This window comes from Arthrobacter sp. Y3225209, assembly GCF_059090685.1.
Window position 1 is genome coordinate 56,819 of the sequence record NZ_JBNHFW010000005.1, and the last position, 25,190, is coordinate 82,008.

At 65.1% G+C, this 25,190-nt stretch carries 24 protein-coding genes and 1 tRNA gene; 16 read left to right on the forward strand and 9 right to left on the reverse strand.

Annotation, left to right across the window (positions count from 1 at the left end; all coding sequences use genetic code 11):
• Position 1 precedes the first annotated feature (1 nt).
• The 6 genes from AC5RVB_RS04900 to AC5RVB_RS04925 all read left to right on the forward strand — a co-directional run bounded on the left by AC5RVB_RS04900 (position 2) and on the right by AC5RVB_RS04925 (position 6,319).
• Positions 2–889 (forward strand): ABC transporter ATP-binding protein, encoded by an 888-nt coding sequence (locus AC5RVB_RS04900; protein WP_494142116.1) that lies wholly within the window; start codon positions 2–4, stop codon positions 887–889.
• Positions 886–1,968 carry a siderophore-interacting protein gene (locus tag AC5RVB_RS04905; protein WP_494142117.1) on the forward strand — a complete coding sequence of 361 codons (1,083 nt, stop codon included), beginning with the start codon at positions 886–888 and terminating at the stop codon, positions 1,966–1,968. The genes AC5RVB_RS04900 and AC5RVB_RS04905 overlap by 4 nt, the downstream gene beginning before the upstream one ends.
• Positions 1,969–2,073: 105 nt before the next feature.
• Positions 2,074–3,105, forward strand: a complete 1,032-nt coding sequence (locus AC5RVB_RS04910) for an iron-siderophore ABC transporter substrate-binding protein (RefSeq protein WP_227928494.1) — start codon at positions 2,074–2,076, stop codon at positions 3,103–3,105.
• Positions 3,106–3,115: 10 nt separating this feature from the next.
• Positions 3,116–4,201, forward strand: coding sequence for a FecCD family ABC transporter permease (locus AC5RVB_RS04915; RefSeq protein ID WP_227928496.1), 1,086 nt, complete (start codon positions 3,116–3,118; stop codon positions 4,199–4,201).
• Entirely contained in the window at positions 4,198–5,250 is a 1,053-nt protein-coding gene (locus AC5RVB_RS04920) for a FecCD family ABC transporter permease (RefSeq protein WP_494142118.1), read from the forward strand. The genes AC5RVB_RS04915 and AC5RVB_RS04920 overlap by 4 nt, the downstream gene beginning before the upstream one ends.
• A 196-nt stretch (positions 5,251–5,446) precedes the next feature.
• Positions 5,447–6,319: a M23 family metallopeptidase gene (locus AC5RVB_RS04925; RefSeq protein WP_494142119.1), complete on the forward strand. Its 873-nt coding sequence runs from the start codon at positions 5,447–5,449 to the stop codon at positions 6,317–6,319.
• Between the two features lie 8 nt (positions 6,320–6,327).
• Here AC5RVB_RS04925 and AC5RVB_RS04930 read toward each other — a convergent pair whose 3' ends face one another.
• Positions 6,328–7,290 (reverse strand): diacylglycerol/lipid kinase family protein, encoded by a 963-nt coding sequence (locus AC5RVB_RS04930; protein ID WP_227902700.1) that lies wholly within the window; start codon positions 7,288–7,290, stop codon positions 6,328–6,330.
• A 126-nt stretch (positions 7,291–7,416) separates the two neighbouring features.
• Here AC5RVB_RS04930 and AC5RVB_RS04935 point away from each other — a divergent pair, with 126 nt between their 5' ends.
• The 10 genes from AC5RVB_RS04935 to AC5RVB_RS04980 all read left to right on the forward strand — a co-directional run bounded on the left by AC5RVB_RS04935 (position 7,417) and on the right by AC5RVB_RS04980 (position 17,859).
• Complete coding sequence (locus AC5RVB_RS04935; protein ID WP_494142120.1) at positions 7,417–8,190, forward strand: SGNH/GDSL hydrolase family protein; 774 nt, start codon at positions 7,417–7,419, stop codon at positions 8,188–8,190.
• A 216-nt stretch (positions 8,191–8,406) separates the two neighbouring features.
• The gene (locus tag AC5RVB_RS04940) at positions 8,407–9,957 is read left to right on the forward strand and encodes an MFS transporter (RefSeq protein WP_494142121.1); all 1,551 of its coding nucleotides are present in this window, start codon (positions 8,407–8,409) and stop codon (positions 9,955–9,957) included.
• A gap of 174 nt (positions 9,958–10,131) precedes the next feature.
• On the forward strand, positions 10,132–10,626 hold the full coding sequence (locus AC5RVB_RS04945; RefSeq protein ID WP_494142122.1) for a MarR family winged helix-turn-helix transcriptional regulator: 495 nt from the start codon (positions 10,132–10,134) through the stop codon (positions 10,624–10,626).
• 73 nt (positions 10,627–10,699) lie between these two features.
• Entirely contained in the window at positions 10,700–11,845 is a 1,146-nt protein-coding gene (locus AC5RVB_RS04950) for a glucose-1-phosphate adenylyltransferase family protein (RefSeq protein WP_494142123.1), read from the forward strand.
• 373 nt (positions 11,846–12,218) lie between these two features.
• On the forward strand, positions 12,219–12,455 hold the full coding sequence (gene rpmB, locus AC5RVB_RS04955) for a 50S ribosomal protein L28 (RefSeq protein ID WP_146360594.1): 237 nt from the start codon (positions 12,219–12,221) through the stop codon (positions 12,453–12,455).
• Entirely contained in the window at positions 12,455–12,622 is a 168-nt protein-coding gene (gene rpmG, locus AC5RVB_RS04960; RefSeq protein WP_013602737.1) for a 50S ribosomal protein L33, read from the forward strand. Before rpmB ends, rpmG begins: the two co-directional genes overlap by 1 nt.
• Positions 12,623–12,624: 2 nt before the next feature.
• A complete protein-coding gene (rpsN, locus tag AC5RVB_RS04965) occupies positions 12,625–12,930 on the forward strand; it encodes a 30S ribosomal protein S14 (protein WP_227902692.1) in 306 nt (101 codons plus the stop codon).
• Between the two features lie 305 nt (positions 12,931–13,235).
• On the forward strand, positions 13,236–13,520 hold the full coding sequence (locus AC5RVB_RS04970) for an HU family DNA-binding protein (protein WP_269436319.1): 285 nt from the start codon (positions 13,236–13,238) through the stop codon (positions 13,518–13,520).
• A gap of 320 nt (positions 13,521–13,840) precedes the next feature.
• Positions 13,841–15,898 carry a bifunctional copper resistance protein CopD/cytochrome c oxidase assembly protein gene (locus AC5RVB_RS04975; RefSeq protein WP_494142150.1) on the forward strand — a complete coding sequence of 686 codons (2,058 nt, stop codon included), beginning with the start codon at positions 13,841–13,843 and terminating at the stop codon, positions 15,896–15,898.
• Positions 15,898–17,859 (forward strand): NHL domain-containing thioredoxin family protein, encoded by a 1,962-nt coding sequence (locus AC5RVB_RS04980; RefSeq protein WP_290244037.1) that lies wholly within the window; start codon positions 15,898–15,900, stop codon positions 17,857–17,859. Before AC5RVB_RS04975 ends, AC5RVB_RS04980 begins: the two co-directional genes overlap by 1 nt.
• 94 nt (positions 17,860–17,953) lie before the next feature.
• Here AC5RVB_RS04980 and AC5RVB_RS04985 read toward each other — a convergent pair whose 3' ends face one another.
• The 8 genes from AC5RVB_RS04985 to AC5RVB_RS05020 all read right to left on the reverse strand — a co-directional run bounded on the left by AC5RVB_RS04985 (position 17,954) and on the right by AC5RVB_RS05020 (position 25,148).
• Positions 17,954–18,931: a hypothetical protein gene (locus tag AC5RVB_RS04985; RefSeq protein WP_227928517.1), complete on the reverse strand. Its 978-nt coding sequence runs from the start codon at positions 18,929–18,931 to the stop codon at positions 17,954–17,956.
• 82 nt (positions 18,932–19,013) lie between these two features.
• Positions 19,014–20,270, reverse strand: coding sequence for an ABC transporter ATP-binding protein (locus tag AC5RVB_RS04990; protein WP_227902666.1), 1,257 nt, complete (start codon positions 20,268–20,270; stop codon positions 19,014–19,016).
• A 39-nt stretch (positions 20,271–20,309) separates the two neighbouring features.
• The gene (locus AC5RVB_RS04995) at positions 20,310–21,152 is read right to left on the reverse strand and encodes a carbohydrate ABC transporter permease (RefSeq protein WP_227902665.1); all 843 of its coding nucleotides are present in this window, start codon (positions 21,150–21,152) and stop codon (positions 20,310–20,312) included.
• Positions 21,152–22,102, reverse strand: coding sequence for a carbohydrate ABC transporter permease (locus AC5RVB_RS05000; RefSeq protein WP_423723628.1), 951 nt, complete (start codon positions 22,100–22,102; stop codon positions 21,152–21,154). The genes AC5RVB_RS04995 and AC5RVB_RS05000 overlap by 1 nt, the downstream gene beginning before the upstream one ends.
• A gap of 8 nt (positions 22,103–22,110) precedes the next feature.
• A complete protein-coding gene (locus AC5RVB_RS05005) occupies positions 22,111–23,433 on the reverse strand; it encodes an extracellular solute-binding protein (RefSeq protein WP_494142124.1) in 1,323 nt (440 codons plus the stop codon).
• Positions 23,434–23,569: 136 nt separating this feature from the next.
• Positions 23,570–24,496 carry an AEC family transporter gene (locus tag AC5RVB_RS05010; protein WP_494142125.1) on the reverse strand — a complete coding sequence of 309 codons (927 nt, stop codon included), beginning with the start codon at positions 24,494–24,496 and terminating at the stop codon, positions 23,570–23,572.
• Positions 24,497–24,505: 9 nt separating this feature from the next.
• Positions 24,506–24,964 (reverse strand): aspartate 1-decarboxylase, encoded by a 459-nt coding sequence (panD, locus tag AC5RVB_RS05015; protein WP_227928519.1) that lies wholly within the window; start codon positions 24,962–24,964, stop codon positions 24,506–24,508.
• 110 nt (positions 24,965–25,074) lie between these two features.
• A tRNA-Gly gene (locus AC5RVB_RS05020) sits at positions 25,075–25,148 on the reverse strand.
• Positions 25,149–25,190 lie beyond the last annotated feature (42 nt).

A 25,190-nucleotide genomic window follows, 5' to 3' on the forward strand; every position in this document is an offset into this window, starting at 1 on the left:
CATGGAGAACCTGCTTTCCGCACAGAAACTGGAGCTCGGCTATGACGAGCGCAAGGTGGTGGAATCACTCTCGCTGGAGCTGCCCGCGGGAAAGATCACCATCATCGTGGGGGCCAATGCCTGCGGCAAGTCCACCCTGCTGCGCGGGCTTGCCCGGCTGCTGAAGCCCACCGGCGGTACCGTCTACCTCAACGGCAAGGACATCCACAGCCTGCCCAGCCGTCAGGTCGCCCGCACTCTGGGCCTGTTGCCGCAGACCCCCACCGCACCCGAAGGCATCACCGTGGCGGACCTGGTGGGGCGCGGGCGCTATCCCCACCAGGGCTGGTTCCGGCAGTGGACACCGGAGGATGACACCGCCGTCGCCGCCGCCCTGGCCGCCACACAGACCGAGCAGCTGGCGTCGCGGAACGTGGACGAGCTGTCCGGCGGCCAGCGCCAGCGGGTCTGGATTGCCATGGCACTGGCACAGGAAACGGACATCCTGCTGCTGGACGAACCCACAACGTTCCTGGACGTGACGCACCAGATCGAGGTGCTGGACCTGATCACCGACCTGAACCGGCGCTCCGGCACCACCGTGGCCATTGTGTTGCATGACCTGAACCTGGCCGCCCGCTATGCGGACCATTTGGTGGCCATGAAGGACGGGCGGATCGCCGCAGAGGGCACCCCTGCCGACGTCGTGACCGAGGACCTGGTCCGCGACGTCTTCGGCCTGGCTTCCCGGGTCATCCCGGATCCGGTCTCCGGAACGCCAATGGTGGTCCCGCTGGGCCGCCACCACAGCACCGTGCCGGAAGCGGAACCGGATGTCAGGCAGGGATACCTGCCCAACCCCGGTGACCACCGTTCAAGCATCAACGAATCCATGGAGGCAGCATCATGAGCCACGCGTCCGCCAACGGGGCAACAGCTGCTGCCGTCAGTACCCCGGCCCGGCCCAGGCGTGCCAAGGCAGCCGGGGCCGTTATGTCCTTTGACGTGGAGGTCAAGCGGACGGTGCAGCTGGGCACCAACTTCCGGCGGATTACGTTTGCGGGCGACAGGCTGGCCGAGTTCGGTGTCCAGGGCGACCCCCACGATCTGCGGATCAAGGTGATTGTGCCCTGTGTGGACGACGACGGCACGTCCCTGCCGTTGCCGGACCTCTCCACCCTGGAAGCGGGCTGGTACCAGGACTGGCTCAAGCTGGACCCGGCCACCCGCGGCTGCATGCGTACCTATACCGTGCGCGGCGCCCGCTGCTCGGGACCGGAACCGGAGATCGACGTGGACTTCGTGCTCCATTTCGACGACGAGGGCAACGGCGGGCCGGCGTCGAGCTGGGCCGCTGCCGCACAGCCCGGAGACCGGGTCTGCATCATCGGCCCCAACAGTGCCCACTGCGTGACGGCAGAATCCTATGGCGGCATCGAATGGCGTCCCGGCATGGCCCGGCACGTGCTGCTGGCAGGTGATGAAACGGCCGTCCCCGCGATTACCTCCATTCTGGAATCCCTTCCCGCAGACGTCACCGGCCACGCCCTGATGGAGATTCCCTCCTCAGCGGACCGGCAGCCCGTTACCACCGCCTCCGGGGTGCAGATCATCTGGCTGGCCCGCGGCTCCCGCCCGCACGGGGAACTGCTGGACGCCGCTGTACGGCAGTCCGTGGCGCTGCCCGGCTGGGCCTCGGTGGAAACGGCGGACGGCCTCCCGTTCAGGACCCGGACGCTGACCGAGCCCGAGGAAATCAACGTGGATGAAACCATCCTTTGGGAAACCCCGCAGCGACTGGACCAGGCCGCAGTGCAGGCTTCACCTAACCCGGGGACCCCTTCCGGCGCCCTGCCGTTCTACGCCTGGATTGCCGGTGAAGCAGCCGTGGTCCGCGGACTGCGCCGCTATCTGGTCCGCGATGTCGGCATCGACCGCAAGCAGGTGGCCTTTATGGGCTACTGGCGCAAGGGACGCGCCGAGTCCTAGCCGCGTCAGCGGAACGCCCGTTCCGTGCCGCCTTCCGCTTCCACCGTTTTGTGTTTTATTACCGGCCCGCCGCTCGGCGGGCCGGACTTCTGAGAGGAAAAATTCATGCAACGTGCCCCGAAAGCCGCCGCTCTGCTGGCGGTTCCCGCTCTCCTGCTGGCATTGAGCGGCTGCGGTGCCGACGCAGCCGGGGATACGGCGCAGGAGGACTCCGGCCAGGCGTCCGGCCAGTTCCCGGTAACCGTTGACTCCGCGCTGGGCGAGGCCGTCATCGAAGCCAAGCCGGAACGGGTAGTAACCATCGGCTGGGGCTCCGCGGACACCGCCGTCGCGCTGGGCACCACCCCCGTGGGCGTGGAGGAAGTCAGCTGGGGCAACGATGAACACGGGAACTACCCCTGGGTCACGGAAGCCATCCAGGAGCGCGGCGATGACCTTCCGGCCACCTTCACCGGCGGCACCGACATTGACATTGATGCCATTGTGGCGCTGGAACCGGACCTGATCCTGGCCCCGAACTCCGGTATCACGCAGGAGGACTTCGACATCCTCAATGACCTGGCACCCACCGTGGCTTACCCGGAGAAGGCCTGGAACATTGACTGGGATGACCAGATCACCGTGATCGGCAAGGCCCTGGGCGAGCCGGACGCCGCAAAGGAAGCGGTGGCAGGCATCGAACAGTCCCTGGCGGACAGTGCCGCCGAGCACCCTGACTTTGCCGGCAAGAGCTTCGCCTACGTCTGGGGCGGCGGCGCCCCGGGATCCCTGGTGCTCTACAACGAGGGTGACGCACGGGTTGACCTGCTCACTGCACTGGGAATGACAGTGGCACCGGAGGTGAAGGACATTCCCTCCTCCGAAGGAAGCTTCACGTCGGAACTCGGCCTGGAGAACGCAGGAAAGCTCAACGACGTTGATGTGCTGTTCACCTGGTACAACGACGAAGCCGAGCAGCAGCGCACCGAGGAGCAGCGACTCTTCGCCCAGATTCCCGCCGTCGAGCGCGGCTCCGTGGTTCGCAACCTGGACCGCCAGGTGGGAATGGCCTCCAGCTTCCTCACCCCGCTGAGTGTTCCGTGGGTCCTTGATCGGTTCGAGCCGATGATTGAAGAAGCAGTTGCCAAGGTCGGTTAGTTCCACCCCCTTGCAGGTTCCGGCGGAAACCGCGGACCCGGCGGCGGCCGGTGCAGGTGCACCGGCCGCCGGGCGTATTACCCCGCGCGGTCCCGTGGGCCCTGCCCGCGGGACAGTGCTGCTCGCTGCCGGAACAGCACTGCTGGCAGCAGCAGTGCTAACGAGCCTTGCGGTAGGTGCCCACCAGCTGGGACCCGCCGAAGTGGCAGCCTCCCTCTGGGCGGAGCTCAACGGCACGGGCAGCTCCTACGCCGACGACGTCGTTGCCAGCCGGATTCCCCGCACCGTCCTCGGCATCATGGCAGGGGCCGCCCTGGCTCTTGCCGGGGTGATCATGCAGGGGCTGACCCGCAATCCGCTGGCCGACCCGGGCATCCTGGGCATCAACGCCGGCGCAGCAGCCGCCGTGGTCACCGGTATGGCCTTCTTCGGCGTGGGAGCCACCGGCGCCAACGTGTGGATTGCCCTGCCCGGCGCAGTCCTTACCGTCCTGGTGGTGTACGGATTGGCCTCGGGCCGGCGCGGTTCCTCACCGGTACGGCTGGTGCTGGCCGGAACCGTGATGTCCGCAGTGCTGATGTCCTATATCCAGGCCATCGCCCTTACCCGCCCGGACGTCTTCTCCCTCTACCGGTTCTGGGCGGTGGGTTCCCTGAGCGGCCGCACCTTGGAACAGGCCCGGGACATTCTTCCGTTCTTCCTGGTGGGCCTGGTGGCAGCGCTGGCCACCGGCCGGTCCCTGAATGCCCTGGCACTGGGCGAGCAGGCTGCCGCCTCGCTGGGCGTACGCCCGCAGGCAGCCAAGATCACCGGGGCCCTGGCGGCCACGCTGCTGTGCGCCTCGGCCACTGCCGCCGTCGGGCCCATAGGTTTCGTAGGACTCGCGGTGCCGCACATTGTGCGCAGCCTTACCGGTCCGGACCACCGCTGGCTGCTGATCCTCAGCCTCCTGGCCGGGCCGTCCCTACTGCTATTCGCCGATGTCCTGGGACGCCTCGTCGCCCGGCCCGGCGAAGTGCTCACCGGCGTGGTGACCGCTCTGCTGGGTGCACCCCTGCTGATCCTGGCCGTGCGCCGGATGCGGGCAGTCGCATGAGCCCGGTCCGGAACCCGCCGGCGGTATCCACGCTCCGATGGGGACGGAAGCTGAGCTTCAGGTACCGCAGGCGCAGCCTGGTCCTTTCCATCCTCCTGGCCGCTGCCGTTGCCCTGGTAGGTGCGTTTACGCTCACCGCCGGCCAGCTGGGCCTGGACTGGCAGGAACTGTTTGCCCTGGCCGTCTCCCCACCGGAGGGGAGTGCTGCCTTTGTCCTTGAACGCCTGCGCGGACCCCGGTTCCTGACCGCCGTTGGCGCCGGCATGGCACTGGGGGTGGCCGGATCACTCTTCCAGACGGTGACCCGGAATCCGTTGGGCAGCCCGGAAGTAGTGGGCCTGACCAGCGGGGCTGCCGCCGGGGCAGCGGCCACCGCCCTGTGGCCCGGATACGTGCCCGTTCCCGTTGCTGCCATCCTTGGCGGCGGCCTGGCCGTGGCGCTGGTCTGGCTCAGCACCGGCCGCGGGTTCGCCCGGCCCGGACGGATGATCGTCGCAGGCATCGGTATCTCAGCCGTGGCCTCAGCCCTGACCTCGCTGGCCATGACAACGCTGGGTGAACAGCAGGCCCAGACACTGGCGTTCTACCTCAACGGGTCGCTGGCCTCCCGGTCCTGGTCCCACGCGGCGAACATTGGCCTTGCGCTGCTGGTGGTGCTGCCCCTGGCGGCCGCGCTGCAAAGGCGGCTGAACCTCGTCGCCATGGGGGATGAGCTGGCCGAGTCCCTCGGTGTCCGGGTGGACCGGACCCGAACCCTGGCGGTGATTCTGGCCGTGGTGCTGGCAGCGACGGCTGTCAGCGTCTGCGGGCCGGTGGCCTTCGTGGCACTGGTGGCGCCGCAGATTGCCCTGCGGCTGCTGCGGACGTCTGCTCCCGGTGTCGTGGCTCCGGCGCTGGTGGGCGCACTGGTGCTGACCCTCTCGGACTTCGCCGTCCAGCACATTGAATTCGGTGCGGCGTCGCTGCCGGTCGGAATCTTCACCGCTGCGCTGGGCAGCGCCTATCTCGGGTATCTGCTGTTTGCGGAGGCGCGTAAAGGAAGGCTGTGAGAGGGCGGCCACAGGAGGAAACGCAGCAGGTCACCCGGGAGTTTGGGATTGGCCACAAAAGGCGGACACAGCCATTGTGGATTTCCTACCATGGAAGTGGTGCCGCCTGCGGGAATTAGGGCGGCTCCCACCGGTCCCCGACACAGGAGTCCGGGGACAAAAGAGTCCTTGACCAATACTCACACTGAGGTGATTGTTGACCGAGCACTTTTTGGAACCCGCACGAGCATATGAAACCGTTTCCTCCCGGATGATGCTGCGCACGGTTCAAAACCTCCGGAACCGGGCTGCCGACCTGCTGGAGCGGCGTCCGCCGGGCGAGCACGCCGCACTGCGGAAACCCCGTGACTTTGCCGCTGATGCCGAGCAGCTGCGTGTCCGCGCCAAGGCGCTGCGGGGCAGGACCCGGGCCTGGCTTCAGGATCATGACACGCCCAACCGCCGCACCGGTGCGCTGGGGGTGGCCGCCGCCGTCGCCCTGTCCGGGGTGGTTGCCGGTACCGCGGCCACCGCAGAGCCGGAGCTAAAGCTTGAACGCCAGGCTATGGTGACCGCACTGGACACCGATGCCGGGCGCGAGGCCGGCGAAGGCGCGGCTGCTGCCCCTCCCGCTGAACCCGCAGCCGAACCTCCCGTCAATGACGCTCCCGCCCCCGAGCCTGCCGCCCCTGCAGAGCCGGGCCCGGTGGCCCCGGTGGATGACATGGTGGTTACTTCCCCGTTTGGTGACCGCATCAATCCGCTGGCACCCGGCTACATGGAGTTCCATACCGGCACGGACTTCGGTGCGGTCACCGGGACCCCGGTGAAGTCCATGCTCGGCGGGACGGTGGTTGAAGCCGGCTGGCACACCACCGGCGGCGGGGGACTGCGTGTGGTGGTTGATCACGGTGACGGGCTGCAGACCACCTATAACCACCTGAACAGCATCGATGTCTCCGTGGGGCAGAACCTTGACGCCGGCGCGGTGGTAGGAGGTGTAGGCAGCACCGGTAACTCAACCGGCCCGCACCTGCACTTTGAAGTGCTGCGGCACGGGGACTACGAAGATCCGATGGGCTGGCTGTAGCCGGCCCGTCAGGGTTCCGGATTAGTCAGCACCGCCGGGTCCTTCTTGCCGTGCGGCATGCGGATGCGCAGGGCGCCGGCGTCCGTCTCGAAGAGAATGTGGGTGGCCGTCCCCAGATGGTCGCCGTCCATTTCAAAGTCCAGCGGAGACTCTGTCCAGACCTCGGCACGTTTGCACTGGTAGTACTCCACCGATGTGCTGCTTCCCTTCCCGCGGCGGAGCAGGCCCGAGATCACGCCCAGCCAGCCCAGTTTGCCTTTGGGGGCCAGGGTCAGGATGTCCAGCAGCCCGTCATCCAGTTTCGCGCCGGGGAAAATCTCCAAACCGCCGGTGATCTTGCCGCAGTTCCCGCCCATCACGCTGCGGAGCCGGCGGTGGATGGGTTTGCCGCCGTCAATTGAGATGGTGGTTTTCACGGGCTTGCCGGGCAGGTTGCGGATCCCGGCGTCAACGTAGGCCAGCCAGCCGATCTTGTCCTTCAGCACGTCCCGGGTGTCCGCCATCATGCCGGCGTCGTACCCCAGTCCGGCCATAACCAGGAAGGTGTCGCTGTCCACCGACTCATCCACGGTCACACGGACGACGTCGATGCGCCGCTCGGTTCCGTTCAGGGCGGCGCGGACAGCCTGCTCAGGGTCATCCACGCCGATGTCCAGGTTCCGCGCCAGCAGGTTGCCCGTGCCCAGCGGCAGCAGGCCCATCGCGAACGAGGTGCCGGCCAGTTCCGCCGCAACGCACCGCACGGTGCCGTCACCGCCGGCAGCGATCACCAGGTCAACGCCGGCCTCCATGGCCTTCCGTGCCATCGAATGCCCGGGATCGTCTTCCTCGGTTTCGAAGAACAGCGGCTCGTCCCAGCCTTCATCCGCGCAGATTTCAGCCACCCGCACGCGCACGTCAAAATCCGTTTTCTTGATTGGATTCACAATGACAGCGGCGCGCTGGCGGGCCGGGGTCTCTTGGCTGGTCATGGGGTCCTTATCGTAAGCAGGCGAACTAGTACCGGCTCTGAGTCTAACCGGGGATCCGGCGCAACGGACTGAGGCGCTGTGCCGGCCCCGGCCCTGTCCCCGGCTGGTTGCTTGTACGCTGTGGTGGTGACTTTTACGCAGCGATATGTGGCCCTGGGGGATTCGTTTACGGAAGGCGTGGGGGACGAGGACGAGTCCCGTCCCAACGGCGTGCGCGGCTGGGCGGACCGCGTGGCCGAGCAGCTGGTGCTCGCCGATGATTCGTGGGGCTACGCCAACCTGGCAATCCGCGGCAAGAAACTGCACCAGGTCCTGAATGAGCAGGTGGACGCCGCGATCGCCCTGTCACCCACCCTCGTCACCGTGTATGCCGGCGGGAATGACATCCTGCGCCCCAAGGTGGATATCGACGCAATAGTTGATGCCTACGACGGGGGAATTGCCAAGCTGCGCTCCAGCGGCGCGGCGGTCCTTGTTTTCACCGGATTCGACTCCGGCCAGTCGCCGGTTTTCGGCCGGACACGGGGCCGGACAGCCCTCTATAACGAACTGGTCCGGGAAATCGTGGATAAGAATGACGCCGTACTGGTGGACTACTGGCGGATGAAGATCCTGCAGGACGAACGCTACTGGGCGGTGGACCGGCTGCACATGTCTCCGGCGGGCCACATGCTGACTGCCAAGAAGGTCCTCGAAGTGCTCCGCAGCACCGACGCCATTGACCTTCCGGAACTGGAGGAACAGCGCTCACGGAACCGGGTGGAACAGCTGCGCCGGGATGCCCAGTGGGCACGCGAATATCTTGGCCCGTGGGTCAGCCGGCGCCTCCGTGGCGTCTCCTCCGGAGACAACCTGAGCCCGCGCTATCCGGAGCTGATTCAGCCTCCTTTGCCCGCCTGATCGGGCCGGTGTGCCCCAACTCACAGAATTAAAAATAAGTCCGCGTGTTATCTGATAAGCGGCCGGGTGGATGGCTACCTAAAAGGGCTAAAAACCGGCTTTCAATTCGGCAGGGGGAGTGCATTTTTCTAAACTTGTAGGTCTGCCCGGCACAACTGTGCGCCGCGCGGTTGCTTCTGTTCACAGCCGCTGACTTCAAATTGAGGGAAGACCGACATGCCGAAAGATGCACCACCCCATATTTCCGAGGCCCCGGACGCACCGTCTGCAACAACGGCGAAAAAGCCGCGCTTCCCGTCCCGGCGCCGCCGCCGGCTCGAGGTTGATGACGTAAATGTTGTAGACAAATCCATGCTGAAAAAAGCCGTCAGCGGCACCGTCGTCGGTAACACCATGGAATGGTTCGACGTCGGTGTTTACGGCTACCTCGCCGTCACCATGGGTGCCGTCTTTATGTCCGACGCCGACAAGGACGTGCAGCTGCTCTTCAGCCTTGGCGTCTTCGCCTCGACCTACCTCGCCCGTCCGCTTGGCGGAGTGGTCTTCGGACGCCTGGGAGACCGGGTGGGCCGGCAGAAGACACTGGCCATCACACTGCTGCTGATGTCCGCGTCCACGTTCGCCATCGGCCTGCTGCCCGGCTACGCCACCATTGGTTTCTGGGCGCCGGTCCTTCTGGTGCTGATGAAGATGCTCCAGGGCTTCTCCACTGGCGGCGAGTACGCCGGTGCCACCACCTTCGTCACCGAATACGCGCCGGACAAGCGCCGTGGCTTCCTGGCCAGCATCCTGGACCTTGGCAGCTACATGGGCTTTGCCTTGGGTGCCGGTGTTGTGTCCATCATGCAGCTGAGCCTCTCGGAAGAGGCCATGCTGGACTGGGGCTGGCGGGTCCCGTTCCTGATTGCCGGTCCGCTGGGTGCTATTGCGGTGTACTTCCGTCTCAAGATCGAGGAATCACCGGCCTTCCAGGCCACCCTGGACGCGCAGGAAGAGGGCAACAGCTCCGCTGCAGACGCCCAGGCACTGGGTACCTTCGGCATCTTCCGCTCCTACTGGCGCCCGATTGTGCTGGCCATGGTCCTGGTGGCTGCGGCCAACACGGTGGGCTACGCCCTGACCTCCTACATGCCCTCCTACCTGACGGACTCCAAGGGCTACGACCCGCTGCACGGCACGCTGCTGACCATTCCCGTCCTGGTGCTGATGGCCCTGTGCATCCCGCTGACCGGCCGGCTCTCGGACCGTATCGGACGCCGCCCGGTGCTCTGGATGGGTGCCGGATCCACCATCGTCCTGGCCATCCCGGCGTTTGTGCTGATTGACCAGGGGCCCATCGCCACCACACTGCTGGGGCTGGCGCTGCTGGCCGTGCCGGTGACCTTCTATGTCTCCAACCTCGCGTCCTCGCTGCCGGCCCTCTTCCCGACGGCCAGTCGCTACGGTGCCATGGGCATCTCCTACAACTTCGCCGTTGCCATCTTCGGCGGCACCGCGCCGCTGATCATGCAGGGGCTCATCACGCTCACCGGTGATGACATGATGCCCGCCTACTGGCTGATGTTCACCTCCGTCGCCGGCGCCATTGCCGTGGGCATCATGAAGGAATCAGCGAACCGCCCGATGCCCGGGTCCATGCCCAGCGTGGACAGCAATGCCGAAGCCCGCGAGCTGGTAGCGGGACAGGACGAGAACCCGCTGCTCGACGTCGATTCGCTGCCCTTCGACACGCTGGGCAGCAAGCCCGCCGAGCCCGCCGAGCGCTAAGCTCCCGCCGCTTACCGGCCGCATCCGGCACGCGCCGCCGGACCGTTCCTCTCCAGGGATGGTTCGGCGGCGCTGTCGGTTAAGGCGCGCTGCCGGCCCCCGGATCCTGGTTCCATGACGGTCCCGGACCTGAGATGATTGAAGCGTAAAGTTTTGATCGAGACGAGGGCCGTTATGACTGAGAATGCACCGCGCTGGCTAAGCGCAGAGGAACGGCAGGCCTGGCTGGCGCTGTACGCGGTGTCCAGCCGGCTCCCCGCAGTCCTGGATACAGACCTGTTCCGCCGGGCGCGCATCACTCTCTTCGACTACCACGTCCTGGCCATGGTCTCCGAAGCGGAGGAGCGGAGCCTGCCCATGAGCGAACTGGCAGCCCGGTCCAATGCCTCCCTGTCGCGGCTTTCACACGTGGTCAAAAAGCTTGAACAACGCGGCTGGATGTCCCGAACGCCCTCTCCGGAGGATGCCCGGGTCACCACGGCGGCGCTGACGGATGAGGGAATGGCCGCCCTGGTGGAACTGGCCCCGGACCACGTGGCATCCGTGAGGGATGCGGTCTTCGACGGCCTTACTGCCGCTGACGTGGCGGACCTGGAACGTGTCGGGAAAAAGATCCTGGCCCGGATCGACCCGGAGAACGGCATCCTTGGCCCGGACCAGGCACCCTAGCGGTTACGGCTCCGGTGTCCGTCCTTGTTAGCGTGGTAGGTATCGCAGACGGCACGACGAGAGGCACCAAAGCATGCGCTTTCCCCGAATCCTGGCCGTAATCCTCGCCGGCGGCACCGGCGGGCGCCTGGGCAGCCTGACTGATCACCGGGCCAAACCGGCCATGCCGGTTGCCGGCTCCTACAACCTCATCGACATTTCCCTCTCCAACCTGCATAACAGCGGATTCGGTGATGTCTGGATCGTGGAGCAGTACAAACCGCAGTCGCTGAATGACCAATTGGTCAGCGGCCGCCCGTGGGACCTGGACCGTACCAACGGCGGCCTGCGTGTGCTCCCTCCGTTCCAGGGCGGTGAGGGGGAAGGCTTCGCGCAGGGCAACGCCGATGCCCTGTACCGGCAGGTGGACTACATCCGGGAATTCGATCCCGACCTGGTGCTGGTCCTCAGTGCCGACCACCTCTACCGCCTGGACTTCCGGGATGTGGTGCAGACCCACCAGCAAAGCGGCGCGGCACTGACCGTCGTCACCACCCGGGTTGAGCACAATCCAGGCGACCATGGTGTGGTCGAAGTGTCCGACGACGGCGCCGTCACCGGATTCGAGTACAAACCCGAAAAGCCGGCAACCGATCTCGTGGCTGCGGAAATCTTCCTGTACAGCGCCGATGTCCTGCTGGACTCACTGGAGAAGCTGGTGAAGCGTGACGGACAGCTGGAGGACTACGGCGACCAGCTCATCCCGTACCTCGTGGAAAACACAAAGGTGGTGGAGCACCGGTTGCCGGGGTACTGGCGGGACATGGGTACTCCGCAGAGCTACCATCAGGCACACATGGACCTGATTGAGGGCCACGGGCTGGACTTCGATGATGAGCAGTGGCCTATCCTGTCAGCCAGCCCGCGGCGGCTTCCGGCCTATATAGGCCGGGACGCGGCGGTGCGGGAGAGCCTGCTCGCCCCCGGAGCCCGTGTGGACGGTTCGGTTCGCCGCAGCGTCCTCAGCGCCGGGACCGTGGTCGAGGCCGGGGCGGAGGTGGATTCCTGCGTGCTCCTGGACGGTGTTACGGTGCGTTCCGGCGCGCGGCTGGCCAACCTGGTGGTGGATTCCGGGGCGGTGATCGGTGCAGGGCGGAAACTGGACGGCGCGCATGAAGATCCGGAGAAGGGTGTGGCAGTGGTGGCCCGGGATTCAAAGGTGGACCCGCCGTCGTCGTGACGGCCGGCACCCGGGTATCTGCGAGTTTGAACGAAACGCCGGATGGCCCTAGGATAGAGAGGCGTTAAGTCATGCGTGTGTTAATCTGCCTGCCCCGTGCGGACAGCTGAACATTTGCGTGGCCACCCGTATAAACCTAGAATTGAAGGCTGTCGAGCCGGGTTTCCCCGTTCGGCTGCCTGAACTTCACCGTCTTCCCCGCGGCGAGGCACTTCGGCTGGATCTCACCCCGCCAGGTCAACCTCCGGAAAGTCGCAGTAATAACGGTGTCAAAACTGGTGGCGGGACGCTCTTTATGGCAGGTGCTTAGGCGCTTTGGCCTTGTGTCTGTTTTTTGAGGACCGTCATATTTACTACAACTGGAGGAGAGATCATGGCAGCTTACTGCCAGGTAACCGGAGCCATCCCCGGCTTTGGTCACAGCATTTCGCACTCGCACCGCCGCAACAAGCGTCGGTTCGACCCGAATATTCAGAAGAAGCGCTACTGGGTTCCGTCCCTGCGCCGCAACGTGACGCTGCAGGTTTCTGCACGCGGCATCAAGACGATTGACATCCGCGGCATCGACGCTGTTGTTACCGACCTGATCGCGAAGGGTGTGAAGCTGTAGTGGCTAAAGATAAGGACGTACGTCCGATCATCAAGCTGAAGTCCACTGCGGGCACCGGCTACACCTACGTAACTCGCAAGAACCGTCGCAACGATCCGGATCGTATGGTTCTGAAGAAGTACGATCCCAAGATCCGCCAGCACGTCGAATTCCGTGAGGAGCGCTAAGAATGGCAAAGAAGTCCAAGATTGCCCGCAACGAGCAGCGCAAGGTCGTTGTTGAGCGCTACGCTGCAAAGCGCCTCGAACTGAAGAAGACCCTGGTAGACGAAAACGCTACCGACGAAGCCCGCGAAGCTGCACGCCTCGGCCTGCAGAAGCTCCCGCGCAACGCTTCCCCGGTCCGCCTTCGCAACCGCGACCAGATTGACGGCCGCCCCCGCGGTACCCTCCAGAAGTTCGGTATCTCGCGCGTGCGTTTCCGCAACATGGCCCACGCAGGCGAACTGCCGGGTATCAAGAAGTCCAGCTGGTAATCACCGGCTGAAAAAGGACGGCTCCCTGAACGGGAGCCGTCCTTTTGTCTTTAACGCCGCCGGACCGGCCCGGCGGCGGGGCACGGCGTGCCGCCGTACGGATCGGCGAGCCGTTGGGCGCCGGCGGCCTGATCGATGCGCTGGAAGGCAGAAAAAGCGCGTTTTCAAGCCTAAAAACCCGAAAAATCCCCTAAAATCAGGGGTTTTTGCAGGAGTTGGGGGTGCAAGCTGGTAAGTTTTCGAACAGCGGCGGTTTCGCATCCGCGTTTCCGCACGAGTAATCCCAGAGTCCAGGAGGACATAAATTGGCTATGAACCGCAGTGAACTTGTTGCCGCAGTTGCAGAAAAGTCCGGCAACAGCCAGACCGCAGTCAACGGCGTGCTGGATGCCGTCTTCGACATCTTCGCAACCTCCGTTGCAAACGGCGAAAAGATCACCATCCCGGGCTGGCTGGCAGTTGAGCGCACCGACCGCGCCGCACGCACGGGCCGCAACCCGCAGACCGGCGAAACCATTCAGATCCCGGCAGGCCACAGCGTCAAGCTGACCGCCGGCTCCAAGCTGAAGGCTGCTGTCTCCAAGAAGTAGTAACCACAGCGGCAGGATGCCGCAGTAACGGAAGGGCCGGCATCGTCGATGCCGGCCCTTCCGCTGTCCCGGGGCCGGGACAGGTACCGGACCCACCCGTTTACCGTGAGAGGGGCAACAATGATTGGCCCTATTTTTACAGCGGGTAGAGAATAGGTACTGTGCCAAAATCCGCCAAAACCCAGACCGACCGCTCCGCAGGCAGTTCGCTGCTCCCGAACGCCGGAAGCCGGGACAAATCCGCTGCCCCGAGCGGGAGCGGCAACGCCGTTCCAGCGGTACGCAACGGCTGGCTGGCGGCGGCCGGGGCCCTGGTTCTCATGGCCCTGGCGGCTGCGTTGCTCTTCACCGGCGCAGCAGGCGCCTCACAGCTGGGCGATCCCGGTGCACTGACACGCTGGGCGCTGCCCGTGGCCAAAGCGGTGCAGAACGTCTCCATGGCCGCAGTGATCGGCTCACTGGTGTTCGCCGTGGCCATCCTGCCCAAGAACCTGAACTACAAACGCAGCCGCAAGTCCGCCACGGAGCGGACGGCATCGGCGGAACCGGAACATCCGGCCTTCACGCGCACTCTGACACTGACCTCGGCGGCCGCTGTCATCTGGACCCTGTCGGCGCTGGCAGTCATGGTGTTCACCTACTCCGACGTCTCCGGGCTGCCGCTGAGCGGGGACCCCACCTACACATCCGGTCTGGCGTCCTTCCTGACGGACTTCGCCACCGGGCGGGCCTGGCTGGCCGTGAGTATTATTGCGGCCGTTGTCACCGCATTGTCCTTCGGCGTCCGGTCCCTGAACATGCTGGCCTTTACCGGTATCCTCGCCGCCGGCGCACTCCTGCCCACGGCCCTGATCGGGCACTCGGCTGGCGGTGATGACCACAGCGCGGCGGTGAATTCCATCGGTCTGCATCTGCTCGGCGTCTGCCTCTGGATCGGCGGCATGATCGTGCTGGCCGTGATCTCCCGGCAGCTCGGATCCATTACCGGGGTAGTCCTGACCCGGTTCTCCGCACTGGCCGGTTTTGCATTTGCGCTCGTCTTCCTCTCCGGTGTCGTTAATGCCTCCCTGCGTATTACCTCTTTGGACCAGCTCGCCACGGAATGGGGCGCACTGGTAATCACCAAGGCCGCACTGACGCTCCTGCTGGGCCTCCTGGGGCTGATGCACCGCCGCTGGATCATTCCCCGGCTTGCCGGCGCCAACCCGGCGCGCACGCCGTCAGCAGCCGCGACGGGCACCGCCGCCGTCCCCGGGTCGAAGGGTGAGCTTTCAGCCCAGCGCGTGCTGTGGCAGCTGATCGCCGTGGAACTGGCGGTGATGGGCGCCGTTTCCGGCGTTGCCGTGGCCCTGGGCCGCACCGCGCCGCCGCGCTCGGAAGAGCTTCCCCCGGATGCCTCCCCGGCCCGGATCCTCACCGGCTACGACCTTCCGCCCGAGCTGACGCCCGAACGCTACCTGACCGAGTGGCGGCCGGACTGGCTCTGGGTGGCCATCATCCTCACCCTCGCCACCTCCTATCTGATCGGCGCGGTCAAGGTCCGCCGGCGCGGAGACAAATGGCCGGTGCTAAGGACCATCTGCTGGCTCGTTGGCCTGGTGGCCCTGTTCTACATCACCTGCGGTGCACCCCAGGTATACGGCATGGTCCTGTTCAGCACCCACATGCTCGGCCACATGGCCCTGACCATGGTGGTTCCCCTGTTCCTGGTGCTCGGCGCCCCCGTAACCCTTGCGCTCAAAGCTCTTCCTCCGCGGCCGGACGGCACCCGCGGTATCCGTGAATGGATCCTGATCGGCGTGCATTCGCGCTACTCGAAGATCATCACCAATCCGATCTTCGCTGCCGTGAACTTCGCCGGATCAATTGTGGTCTTCTACTACTCGGACCTGTTCGGATTTGCCCTGCGGGAACACGTGGGCCATGAACTGATGGTGGTCCACTTCCTGCTCACGGGCTACATCTTCATCCTGACGATGATCGGGATTGATCCGCTGCCCAGCCGGGCACCGTACCCGCTGCGCCTGGTCATCCTGCTGGCCACCATGGCCTTCCATGCCTTCTTCGGTGTGGCGGTGATGGGAGGAACCTCGCTGATCCAGGCCTCCTACTTCGGCAATATGGGCCGGGAATGGGGTCTCTCCGCGCTGGAGGACCAGCAGCTGGGCGGTTCCCTGATGTGGGGGATCGGCGAAATCCCGACCCTCTTCGTCGCCATCGGTGTCGCGTATCAGTGGTCCAAGTCCGATGCGCGGGAGACCCGCCGCTCGGACCGCGCAGCGGAGCGGAATAATGATGCCGACCTCGCTGCTTACAACAACATGTTTGCAAACCTGGCGCAGCGTGATGCCAGGACCCCGGACCAAGGAGATCGTTAATGACTGAAACCGTGCGCGCCGGATACCGGGTGCGGGCCTCTGAGCTTGAGGGCCGGAACTGGCTGAACACCGGCGGCCGGCAGCTGACCCTTGAAGATCTCCGCGGCAAGATCGTGCTGCTGGATTTCTGGACCTTCTGCTGCATCAACTGCCTGCACGTGCTGGACGAGCTGAGGCCCCTGGAAGAGAAGTACTCCGATGTGCTGGTCACCGTGGGCGTGCATTCGCCCAAGTTCGAGCATGAAGCTGACCCGGTAGCGCTGGCTGCGGCCGTGGAACGCTACGAAATCCACCACCCGGTGCTGGATGATCCCGAGCTGGTCACCTGGCAGGCCTATACCGCCCGCGCCTGGCCCACCCTCGTGGTGCTGGACCCGGAGGGCTACATCGTGGCGCACCTGTCCGGTGAAGGGCACGCAGCGGGCCTGGAATCGCTTGTAGCCGAGCTTGTGGAGGAACACGAGGCCAAGGGCACCCTGCACCGCGGAGACGGCCCCTACGTGCCTGCAGAGCCTACTGCCGGTGACCTGCGCTTCCCCGGCAAGGTCACGGCACTGCCGGGCGGCACTTTCCTGGTGGCAGACACCGGCCACCACCGCCTCGTGGAACTGGAGGCGGATCTCACTACCGTCCGCCGGGTCATCGGCGACGGGACCAAGGGCTGGGCCGACGGCGACGCCGGTACTGCACAGTTCAATGAACCGCAGGGTGTGGCCCTGCTGCCCGCTGCAGTGGCGGAACAGGCCGGGTACGACGTCGTTGTCGCGGACACCGTGAACCACCGCCTGCGCGGCGTGAACCTCGAAACGGGCACCGTATCCACCCTCGCCGGCAACGGCGTGCAAAGGTTGCTCGATGCCGGGAACCAGACCAAGGCCGGTTCAGCTGCCGAATCCGCTGAGCCCGCGGTACCCGGCCTCGCGGACAGTGCTCCGGCGGATGCTTCGGATCTGCTCGGCGCGGACCCGCTGAAGGTCTCACTCTCCTCGCCGTGGGACCTTGTGTGGTCCGCACGGCTGCAGCGCCTGGTGGTCGCCATGGCCGGCACCCACCAGATCTTCGCGTTCGATCCTCTCACCGGTGCGGTCAGCGTCCTCGCCGGCACCGGCTTGGAGGGCCTGCTCGACGGAGCGGCGGCTGAATCCTGGTTTGCCCAGTCCTCCGGGCTGGCCGAAGACGCCGACGGCAACCTGTGGGTGGCTGATTCCGAAACGTCGGCCCTGCGCCGTCTCACGGTCAGCGACGCCGGGGTCACGGTGGAAACCGCGGTTGGTGCCGGTCTGTTCGACTTCGGGTTCCGTGATGGTGAGGCAGCTGCCGCCCGGCTGCAGCACCCGCTGGGCGTTGCAGTGCTGCCCGATGGTTCCGTAGCCATCGCCGACACGTACAACGGCGCGGTGCGCCGTTACGACCCGGCTACCGGCACCGTCTCCACCCTGGCCCGCGGCCTCTCCGAACCCTCGGATGTCCTGGTGGACAGCAGTGCCGGGGAGCCCCTGCTTATTGTGGTGGAATCCAACCGGCATCAGCTGCTCCGGCTGCCGATCCCCAAGGAAGCCCAGTCCGTGGACGAGGGGGCCCGCCAGACACAGCGCCCCAAGACCGCCGTGGAGGCCGGCCCGATGGCCCTCACCGTCCGCTTCGCAGCTCCCAAGGGACAGAAGCTCGACGACCGCTGGGGTGACCCCACGCAGCTGAAGATCTCCGCCTCCCCGGAAGAGCTGCTCGTCTCCGGCGGCGGCACGGCCACGGGGCTGACCCGGGACATCGTCCTTTCCGACACGGTTACCGAAGGCGTCCTGCACATCACTGCCCGTGCGGCGGCCTGCGACGGCGAGCCCGGCGGAGAGATCCCCGACCACGCTGCGTGCCACATGTACCAGCAGGACTGGGGTATCCCGGTTGTGATCACCCCGGGCGGGGAATCCGAACTGGTCCTGGACCTGCGCGGACTGGACTGACCCCCCGCGGAACCGAACGTAGAACAAAACCGCCCCGGCCGTAAATGGCCGGGGCGGTTTTGTTATGGCATGCGGTGCTGCGCTGCCGGGGTTGTCAGTTCACCTGCGGGCTGAGGGTTACATCCTCGCCGTCCACCCGCAGTGCGGCGTTGAACGTGAATTCCTCCTCGGCTACCAGCGGGCTCTTGTCGCCGGTGAACAGATCCACCTGGGTGGCAGTGACCCGGGCCGTGCCGGTCAGCGGGCTCAGGATCCAGCGGCCCTCTGCCTGCGTCAGTTCCACCTCCGGATAGCTGGCGATGCTCCACTTGATGGGCTGCTCCACCCGGTTATTGGTCAGGTGGTAGAACGGGCATCCGGGCGGCGCCAGGCGGTCTTCGGCCGTGCAACCGTCCAGGAATTCACGGATTCCCGTGTCCACCTTTGAGAGCAGTTCATCGGTGGCTTCGGGTGCCAGCGTGAGCTGCCGTCCGGACTCGGCGGTGACCACCGCGGACTCTTCCGGTGCAGCCAGGTACTGGCTTTTGTATGAGGCGGCCACCCGCGAGAGCGGGAAGGCGGCGAAGGTGTTGCTGCCCTCGGGCAGCGTGACCCGGACACCGTTCAGCGACGCTTCGCGCAGTACGGGGGCAGTGATCTGGACGGTGGGCAGTGTCGAGGGAACGAAATCCCACGTATCGAAGAACAGCCAGCGTTTGCCAGTGTTCTCCAGAACGAAGGTGGCGGTTTCCTCCGTGTCCCCGTAGGTGTAGGTCACGGGTACCTCGACCCGGTTCTCGCCGATGTCCTTTACGTCGCCGAACCCGGATATGGCCAGCCCCTCGACAGATGCGCGGAGGGCGTCGTCGTCGAGCAATGCGGCGTTGGCCTCCGGGACGTCGGCGTGGAGCAGACCCAGGGCCTGACCGCCGTCACCGTCAGTGAGCGTCCGGACATAGTCGTGGATATGCTGCTCGGGCCCGTAAGCCTTGGCATTGACGAAATAGACCGCCACGATGGCGGCGGCGATAGTGAGCATGAGGGCTAGCAGCCATGCGGCCACTGCCTTGATTACCGGTGATGTTCCCTGCACCGGTATTACGTTACCTGTCCTGACAGGCGAAGGCCGGATCGGTGTCCCGCTCCGGCCTTCGTGTCAGGTGGGCCAGGCGTCGTTAGGAAGCGGCGGGAACCTCGTCACGTGCGGCCGCGATTTCCTCGGCCCGGGCGGCGTTGGCTTCCTCGGTCAGGCGGGCGCCGGCGTCCGCATCGCGGGTCAGGTTCTCCCCTGTCTCCGGATCGAACAGGTGCACCTTGCGGGTGTCCAGCCACAGCTCAGCGTCCCGGCCGCCGCGGATCCGGCTGGCGGCGTCAAGGGTCACCACCACCTGCGGGCGCAGCTCGTCGGCATCCATATCCCGGGCCAGGCTGTCGAGCAGCTCCCTGACCTCGGGGGTCGGATCGAAGTGGATGTACCCGTACTGCTCGTTGCCAAGCCACTCGGTGTGGGTGATCGGTGCGGTGAACGTGGACCCGTGGTGCAGCTTGCTCTCCTCCACAAGGGACGCATCTTCGAAGAACTCGGGGCGGATCCCGACCAGTACCACCTTTTTGCCGGCGGCTTTGGCGGCCTTTTCCTCGGGGATGCGGATGTCACCCACCGCGGTCTTCAACACATTGTTTTCAAGGGTGGCCGGCAGGAAGTTCATGGACGGTGAACCGATGAAACCGGCCACAAACAGGTTGACCGGCTGTTCATAGAGTTCCCGGGGAGAAGCCACCTGCTGCAGGACGCCCTTCTTGAGTACGGCCACCCGGTCACCGAGCGTCATGGCCTCGGTCTGGTCGTGGGTGACGTACACGCTGGTGGTTCCCAGCCGGCGCTGCATCTGTGCAATTTCGGACCGCATTTGTCCGCGCAGTTTGGCGTCCAGGTTGGACAGCGGCTCGTCGAACAGGAAGGCATCAGCTTGCCTGACGATGGCACGGCCCATGGCCACACGCTGCCGCTGCCCGCCGGAAAGGTTGGCGGGTTTGCGTTCCAGGTGGTCGGTCAGCTCCAGGGTGGCGGCCGCATCGGTCACCAGCTTCTTGACCTGCTCCTCCTTGTACTTGCCCTTGTTCAGGCGAAGCGGGAAGGCGATGTTTTCGTACACGGTCAGGTGCGGATACAGCGCGTAGTTCTGGAACACCATGGCCAGGTTGCGGTCCCGCGGTGCCTTGTCATTGACGCGTTCGCCGTTGATCAGCAGGTCTCCGGAGGTGATGTCCTCCAGGCCAACGATCATGCGCAACAGGGTGGACTTGCCGCAGCCGGAGGGGCCCACCAGAATGATGAACTCACCGTCGGCAATGTCCAGGCTGACGTCGTTGACGGCCGGGAAACCGTCGCCGTACTTCTTGACGAGGTGGTTGAGCGTAATAGATGCCATGGTTAGGGATCCTTTTCTGAGTCCGGATGCCGAAGGGCGCTAGCCCTTGACGGCGCCCTGGGTTAGACCGGAGACGATTTGGCGCTGGAACGCCAGCACCAGGACAACTACGGGAATGGTGACAATGATGGCTGCCGCGGAGATGGCACCGGTGGGCTCCTCGAACTGTGACGCCCCGGTAAAGAACGCCAGCGCTGCCGGGACGGGGCGGGCAGCCTCTGTTGAGGTCAGCGAGATGCCGTACACAAAGTCATTCCACGCGATGAAGAACGCGATGATGGCGGTGGTGAAAACACCCGGCGCAGCCAGGGGCACGATGGCCTTGCGGAACGCCTGCCACGTGGTGGCGCCGTCCACCTGTGCGGCCTGCTCCAGCTCCCACGGGATCTGCCGGAAGAACGCTGCGAGCGTCCAGATGGAGATCGGCAGGGTCAGGGACAGGTAGGGGATGATCAGGCCCGGCCAGGTGTCGTACAGGCCGATGTTGCGCCACAGGTTGAACAGCGGGGTCACGATGGAGATCACCGGGAAGATGGAAACACCCAGCGCGGTGGTCAGGACTAGTTTCTTACCGGGGAAGTCCAACCGGGCAATCGCGTACGCGCACAGCGTGGCCAGGATGACCGCGATGAACGTCGCGATGAGGCAGATGCCGATCGAGTTCCGGAGCGAACTGAGGAACAGTCCCTGGGCGTCGCCCACCAGGATCTGCTCGTAGTTGCTGGTTGACCAGTTGGTGGGAAGGAAGGTCCCGGAGGTCAGGTCACTGGGGAGCTTGAACGAGGTCGCGAAGATCGAGGCCACCGGGAAGAGCGCGTAGAGAATGACCAGGACCGAAATGATGGTCCAAATGACCCGCCGTTTGACTGGTGAGGACTTCACTAGTTACCCCCTCGTGCGCCGGAAAGGTCCACTTTGAACAGTTTGATGGCGATGAAACAGATGATGATGACGCAGATGAACAGCAGGACGGACACGGCGGACCCCATGCCGATCTCCAGGCGCGTGATCGAGGTCCGGTAGGCCAGCAGTGAGAGCACCTCGGTACCGTACGCGCCGTTGGTCATGATGTAGACGTTGTCGAAAATGCGGAAGGCATCCAGTGCCCGGAACAGCACGGCAACCATGATGGCGGCCTTCATGTTCGGGATGATGACCCTGGACATCCGCTGCCACCAGGTGGCGCCGTCCACTTCCGCAGCTTCGGTCAGCTCCCCGGGCACCTGGGCCAGGCCGGCCAGAAGCAGCAGGGAGATGAACGGGGTGGTTTTCCAGATTTCCGATGCCATGATGACAAACAGGGCCGTCCAGGTGTCGGCAAACCAGTTCAGGTCCGGATCTATGCCCGGCACCCAGCTGAACCAGCTGTTGATGTACCCGGAGTTGATGTCGAACGCGTAGAACCAGGCGAAGGCCGAAACAACGGTAATGATGCCGTACGGCACCAGGATGGCGGTTCGGAGCCAGCCACGGACGGCCTTCAGTGCGCTGTTCATGACCAGTGCCAGCGCGAAACCCAGGATGAGTTCCACCACCACCGTGATCACCGTGATCAGCACCGTCACACCCAGATCCCGCCAGAAGAGCCCGTCCGTGAGGATGGTGGCGTAGTTGCCCAGACCGACGAATGCGCGGTCGTCCGGGGCCGTCAGCCGGTATTTGAACAGGGAGTCCCACAGTGCCAGCAGGATGGGGTAGGCGGTGACCGCCAGCATGATGATGAAAGCCGGTCCCGCCAGCCAGAAACCAAGCCGCCGTTCAGCCTTGGCGCGGTCGCTGAGGGGCTGTTTGCGCGGTGCTGCTTCGGCCGGGGTGTTCCGGACCGCATCTATGGATGTGCTCACAGCAGTTTCTCCCCTCGAAGGACCTCAGTGATGAACTCCTGGCTGGTGGCCGGGGTGGTATCCGGATTGACGTCGCTCGGCGGAGTCCACGTCTGCTGGATACCGGTGGAGATTTCGTTGTAGTACGGGGTCTGCGGGCGCGGTACGGCCAGCTCGAGCGAATCCCGGATGGTCGGGGCCATCGGGAAGGTCTCTTCGATCCCCGGAGTCTCATAGGCCGCCTCATTCGAGGGCGGGTTGCCGTTGGTCTCAAAGTACTGGGCCTGGTTTTCCGGCGACACGATGCACTCGATGGCCTCGTAGGCCAGGTCCGGGTGCTGGCTGCTGGAACCCACGCCAAGGTTGATGCCGCCGAGCGGGGGAGCGGTGTCCTCACCCTCGTTCATGGCCGGAAACAGCGTCCATCCAATGTCATCGATGAGGGACTCCGGCAGCGCGCCTTCCTCCACCGATGCATTGGTGGCAGGCCAGACGAACGGATAGTTCACCATAAAGGAGCCCTGGTCGCCCTGGAACTGGACCATGGACGTGTTTTCGGTCTGGGTGGGCAGGCCCGGCCCGCCGAGTCCTTCCTTGCCAATGGTAGAGACCACCTCGGCCGCCTGCTTGCCGGCATCACTGTCGAGGCCAAGCTGGATTTCATCGGCAGAGGCATCGGGATTCTCCACGATGGTGCCGCCGGCCGATGCCACCAGGGCATTGACCCAGACGGTCATGGACTCCGCACGTGCCCCCTGCACGCCGATGTATTTGTCCTGGCTCTTCGCGGCTTCGATGATCTGGTCCCAGGTCACCGGCTTGCTCATATCGAGCCCTGCGGCTTCAGCCACGGATTTGCGGTACCAGAGGATCTGCGTGTTGGCCCAGAACGGGATGGCCACCACTTCGTCCTTCCACTTCGCTCCCGCGAGGGCACCTTCCAGGACCCCCTGCGTAGTGCGCTCTGCGACGTCGTCGGGAACCGGGGCAAGATAGCCCGGTTCCGCGTACTCCGGGACGTTCGGCGGGTCCAGGCTCATGATGTCCATTGACTTATCCCCGGCAGCCAGGCGCCGTGCCAGCTGCTCGCGCTGCGAAGCGGCGTCGTTGGGGAGCAGGGATGTTTCGATGGTGTAGGCGCCGTTGGATGCGTCGCTGCACTGTTTGGCCAGTTCGGCCTGTCCGCCGGCGTCCGGGTTGATGTACCAAGTCAGTGTTGGTGCTGCGCCCTCATCGGATCCGCAGCCGGTCAGGAGAGTCGCACCGAGGGCCAGGGCAACGCCGACGGCGGACCGGGCCCCTTTCCGGGAGCGCCACCAGTGTCTTGCATCCTTTGGCATCGGTACAGTGCCTCCACCTCGTCGTAGGCATCCGCTGACGGACAGCGGACGGGCCGCAACACTAAGCAGCCTTTGATTTGACCATATGCCCTGATCGTAATTTACGCCACACAAAAGCGGGTAGCCGAAATGCGGTTCAGGCGAGCAGGGCTGCAGCCAGAACCAGGATGGGCAGGGAAGCCACGGTGGTCATCAGCACGGTGTCTTTGGCAACGAGGACGCCCTGTCCGTATCTGGCGGCGGCTACGAACACATTCTGCGCTGTGGGCAGGGCTGCCGTCACTACTACGGCAAAGAGAAGGTGCCCGTCCATGCCAAGCAGGTAGCGGGCAAGCAGGTATGCCAGCAGGGGCTGGAGTACCAGCTTGAACCCGGAGGCGAGGGCAACGTCCACCCGGCGTCCGCCGTCGGCGTTCATCGGGCGGGAGCCCACCAGGGAGAGGCCGAAGGCCAGCAGCATGGCGGGCACAGCGGCACCGCCGATAAGGCTTACCGGTTCGTGGATGATCTCCGGAAGGCGGGTGCCGGTGGCGGCCAGCAGGAGGCCGATCAGGGAGCCGACCACAATCGGGTTGCGAACCACCTGCCCGGCGAAAACGGTGGCCGACGTGCGGCGGCCGCTGGTGGCTGAATCCAGCATCATCAGGAACAGCGGCGTGAAGAAGGCGAGCTGGAAAATCAGGACCGGGGCAATGTACGCTGCGTCCCCGAGCACATACACGCAGATGGGCAACCCGAGGTTCGCGGCGTTGACCAGCGAAGCCGACATGGAGGAGACAAGCAGTTCCGGCACCGGCCGCCTCAGCCACCAGCGGGTCACCAGCACATACAGCCCGGCTGTGGCCAGTGCGCTGGCGGCGGCCACAAGCAGGGGCAGTGAGAACACGGTGTGCAGATCCGCTTCACTGAGGGTGGTCAGGAGCAGCGCCGGCGAGGCGACGAAGAAGGCCAGGCGGCTCAGGACTGTCTGCGCGTTCTCGCCCAGCACCCCCAGCCTGCCGATGACATAGCCGGTCAGGATGATGAGCCAGACAACGGCGAATCCGGTGAGTACCCCCAGCACCGGCTGCGCTTATCCGGCGGTGGCGATGTCCGGGGTGTTGCCCTGGACGAGGGTGTTGTTCAGGGCGAGCGGCGGACGCTCGGTCCCTTCCGTGACTGCTTCGGCCGGATCGGTTCCCAGCTCCAGGATGCGGTTGGAGGAATCCACGTGGACCACTGTCGGCACAAAGGAGCGGGCTTCGTCGGTGGTCATGTCCGCGTAGGTAATCAGGATGACTGTGTCGCCGACATGCACCAGGTGGGCGGCGGCGCCGTTGATGCCCAGCACCCCGGAGCCACGCTCACCGGCGATGGTATAGGTTTCCAGCCGGGCGCCGTTGTCGACGTCGACAATGGAGACGAGCTCGCCGGGGAGGATATCCGCGGCTTCGAGCAGGTCGAGGTCAACCGTTACGGACCCAACATAGTGCAGGTCTGCATGGGTCACCGTTGCACGGTGAATCTTGGACTTAAACATTTTCCGGTTCATCGCGGACAAGTCTACGCCGATCACAGGAGAGTTCGAGCCCCGCTCTTGACAGGCTGCCGTGGGATTGGCGGGGGAGGGAGCCGGCTCTGCGGGGACCCCGGCCGGTGCTGTGGAGCGGGCGACGGGAATCGAACCCGCGTATCAAGCTTGGGAAGCTAGCGCTCTACCATTGAGCTACGCCCGCAGCGCCGGAGATTTCCGGCACAGTTCCCTACTTTACATGGAA

Excerpts from the sequence above, each read along its gene's own strand:
- AC5RVB_RS05005 (WP_494142124.1), bottom strand. The coding sequence starts at position 23,433 with ATGCCAAAGGATGCAAGACACTGGTGGCGCTCCCGGAAAGGGGCCCGG.
- AC5RVB_RS04930 (WP_227902700.1), bottom strand. The coding sequence starts at position 7,290 with ATGACCAGCCAAGAGACCCCGGCCCGCCAGCGCGCCGCTGTCATTGTG.
- AC5RVB_RS04945 (WP_494142122.1), top strand. The coding sequence starts at position 10,132 with ATGACTGAGAATGCACCGCGCTGGCTAAGCGCAGAGGAACGGCAGGCC.
- AC5RVB_RS04900 (WP_494142116.1), top strand. The coding sequence starts at position 2 with ATGGAGAACCTGCTTTCCGCACAGAAACTGGAGCTCGGCTATGACGAG.
- AC5RVB_RS04980 (WP_290244037.1), top strand. The coding sequence starts at position 15,898 with ATGACTGAAACCGTGCGCGCCGGATACCGGGTGCGGGCCTCTGAGCTT.
- AC5RVB_RS04975 (WP_494142150.1), top strand. The coding sequence starts at position 13,841 with ATGGCCCTGGCGGCTGCGTTGCTCTTCACCGGCGCAGCAGGCGCCTCA.
- panD (WP_227928519.1), bottom strand. The coding sequence starts at position 24,964 with ATGAACCGGAAAATGTTTAAGTCCAAGATTCACCGTGCAACGGTGACC.
- AC5RVB_RS04990 (WP_227902666.1), bottom strand. The coding sequence starts at position 20,270 with ATGGCATCTATTACGCTCAACCACCTCGTCAAGAAGTACGGCGACGGT.
- rpmB (WP_146360594.1), top strand. The coding sequence starts at position 12,219 with ATGGCAGCTTACTGCCAGGTAACCGGAGCCATCCCCGGCTTTGGTCAC.
- AC5RVB_RS04940 (WP_494142121.1), top strand. The coding sequence starts at position 8,407 with ATGCCGAAAGATGCACCACCCCATATTTCCGAGGCCCCGGACGCACCG.
- AC5RVB_RS04950 (WP_494142123.1), top strand. The coding sequence starts at position 10,700 with ATGCGCTTTCCCCGAATCCTGGCCGTAATCCTCGCCGGCGGCACCGGC.
- rpsN (WP_227902692.1), top strand. The coding sequence starts at position 12,625 with ATGGCAAAGAAGTCCAAGATTGCCCGCAACGAGCAGCGCAAGGTCGTT.
- AC5RVB_RS04910 (WP_227928494.1), top strand. The coding sequence starts at position 2,074 with ATGCAACGTGCCCCGAAAGCCGCCGCTCTGCTGGCGGTTCCCGCTCTC.
- AC5RVB_RS04905 (WP_494142117.1), top strand. The coding sequence starts at position 886 with ATGAGCCACGCGTCCGCCAACGGGGCAACAGCTGCTGCCGTCAGTACC.
- AC5RVB_RS04920 (WP_494142118.1), top strand. The coding sequence starts at position 4,198 with ATGAGCCCGGTCCGGAACCCGCCGGCGGTATCCACGCTCCGATGGGGA.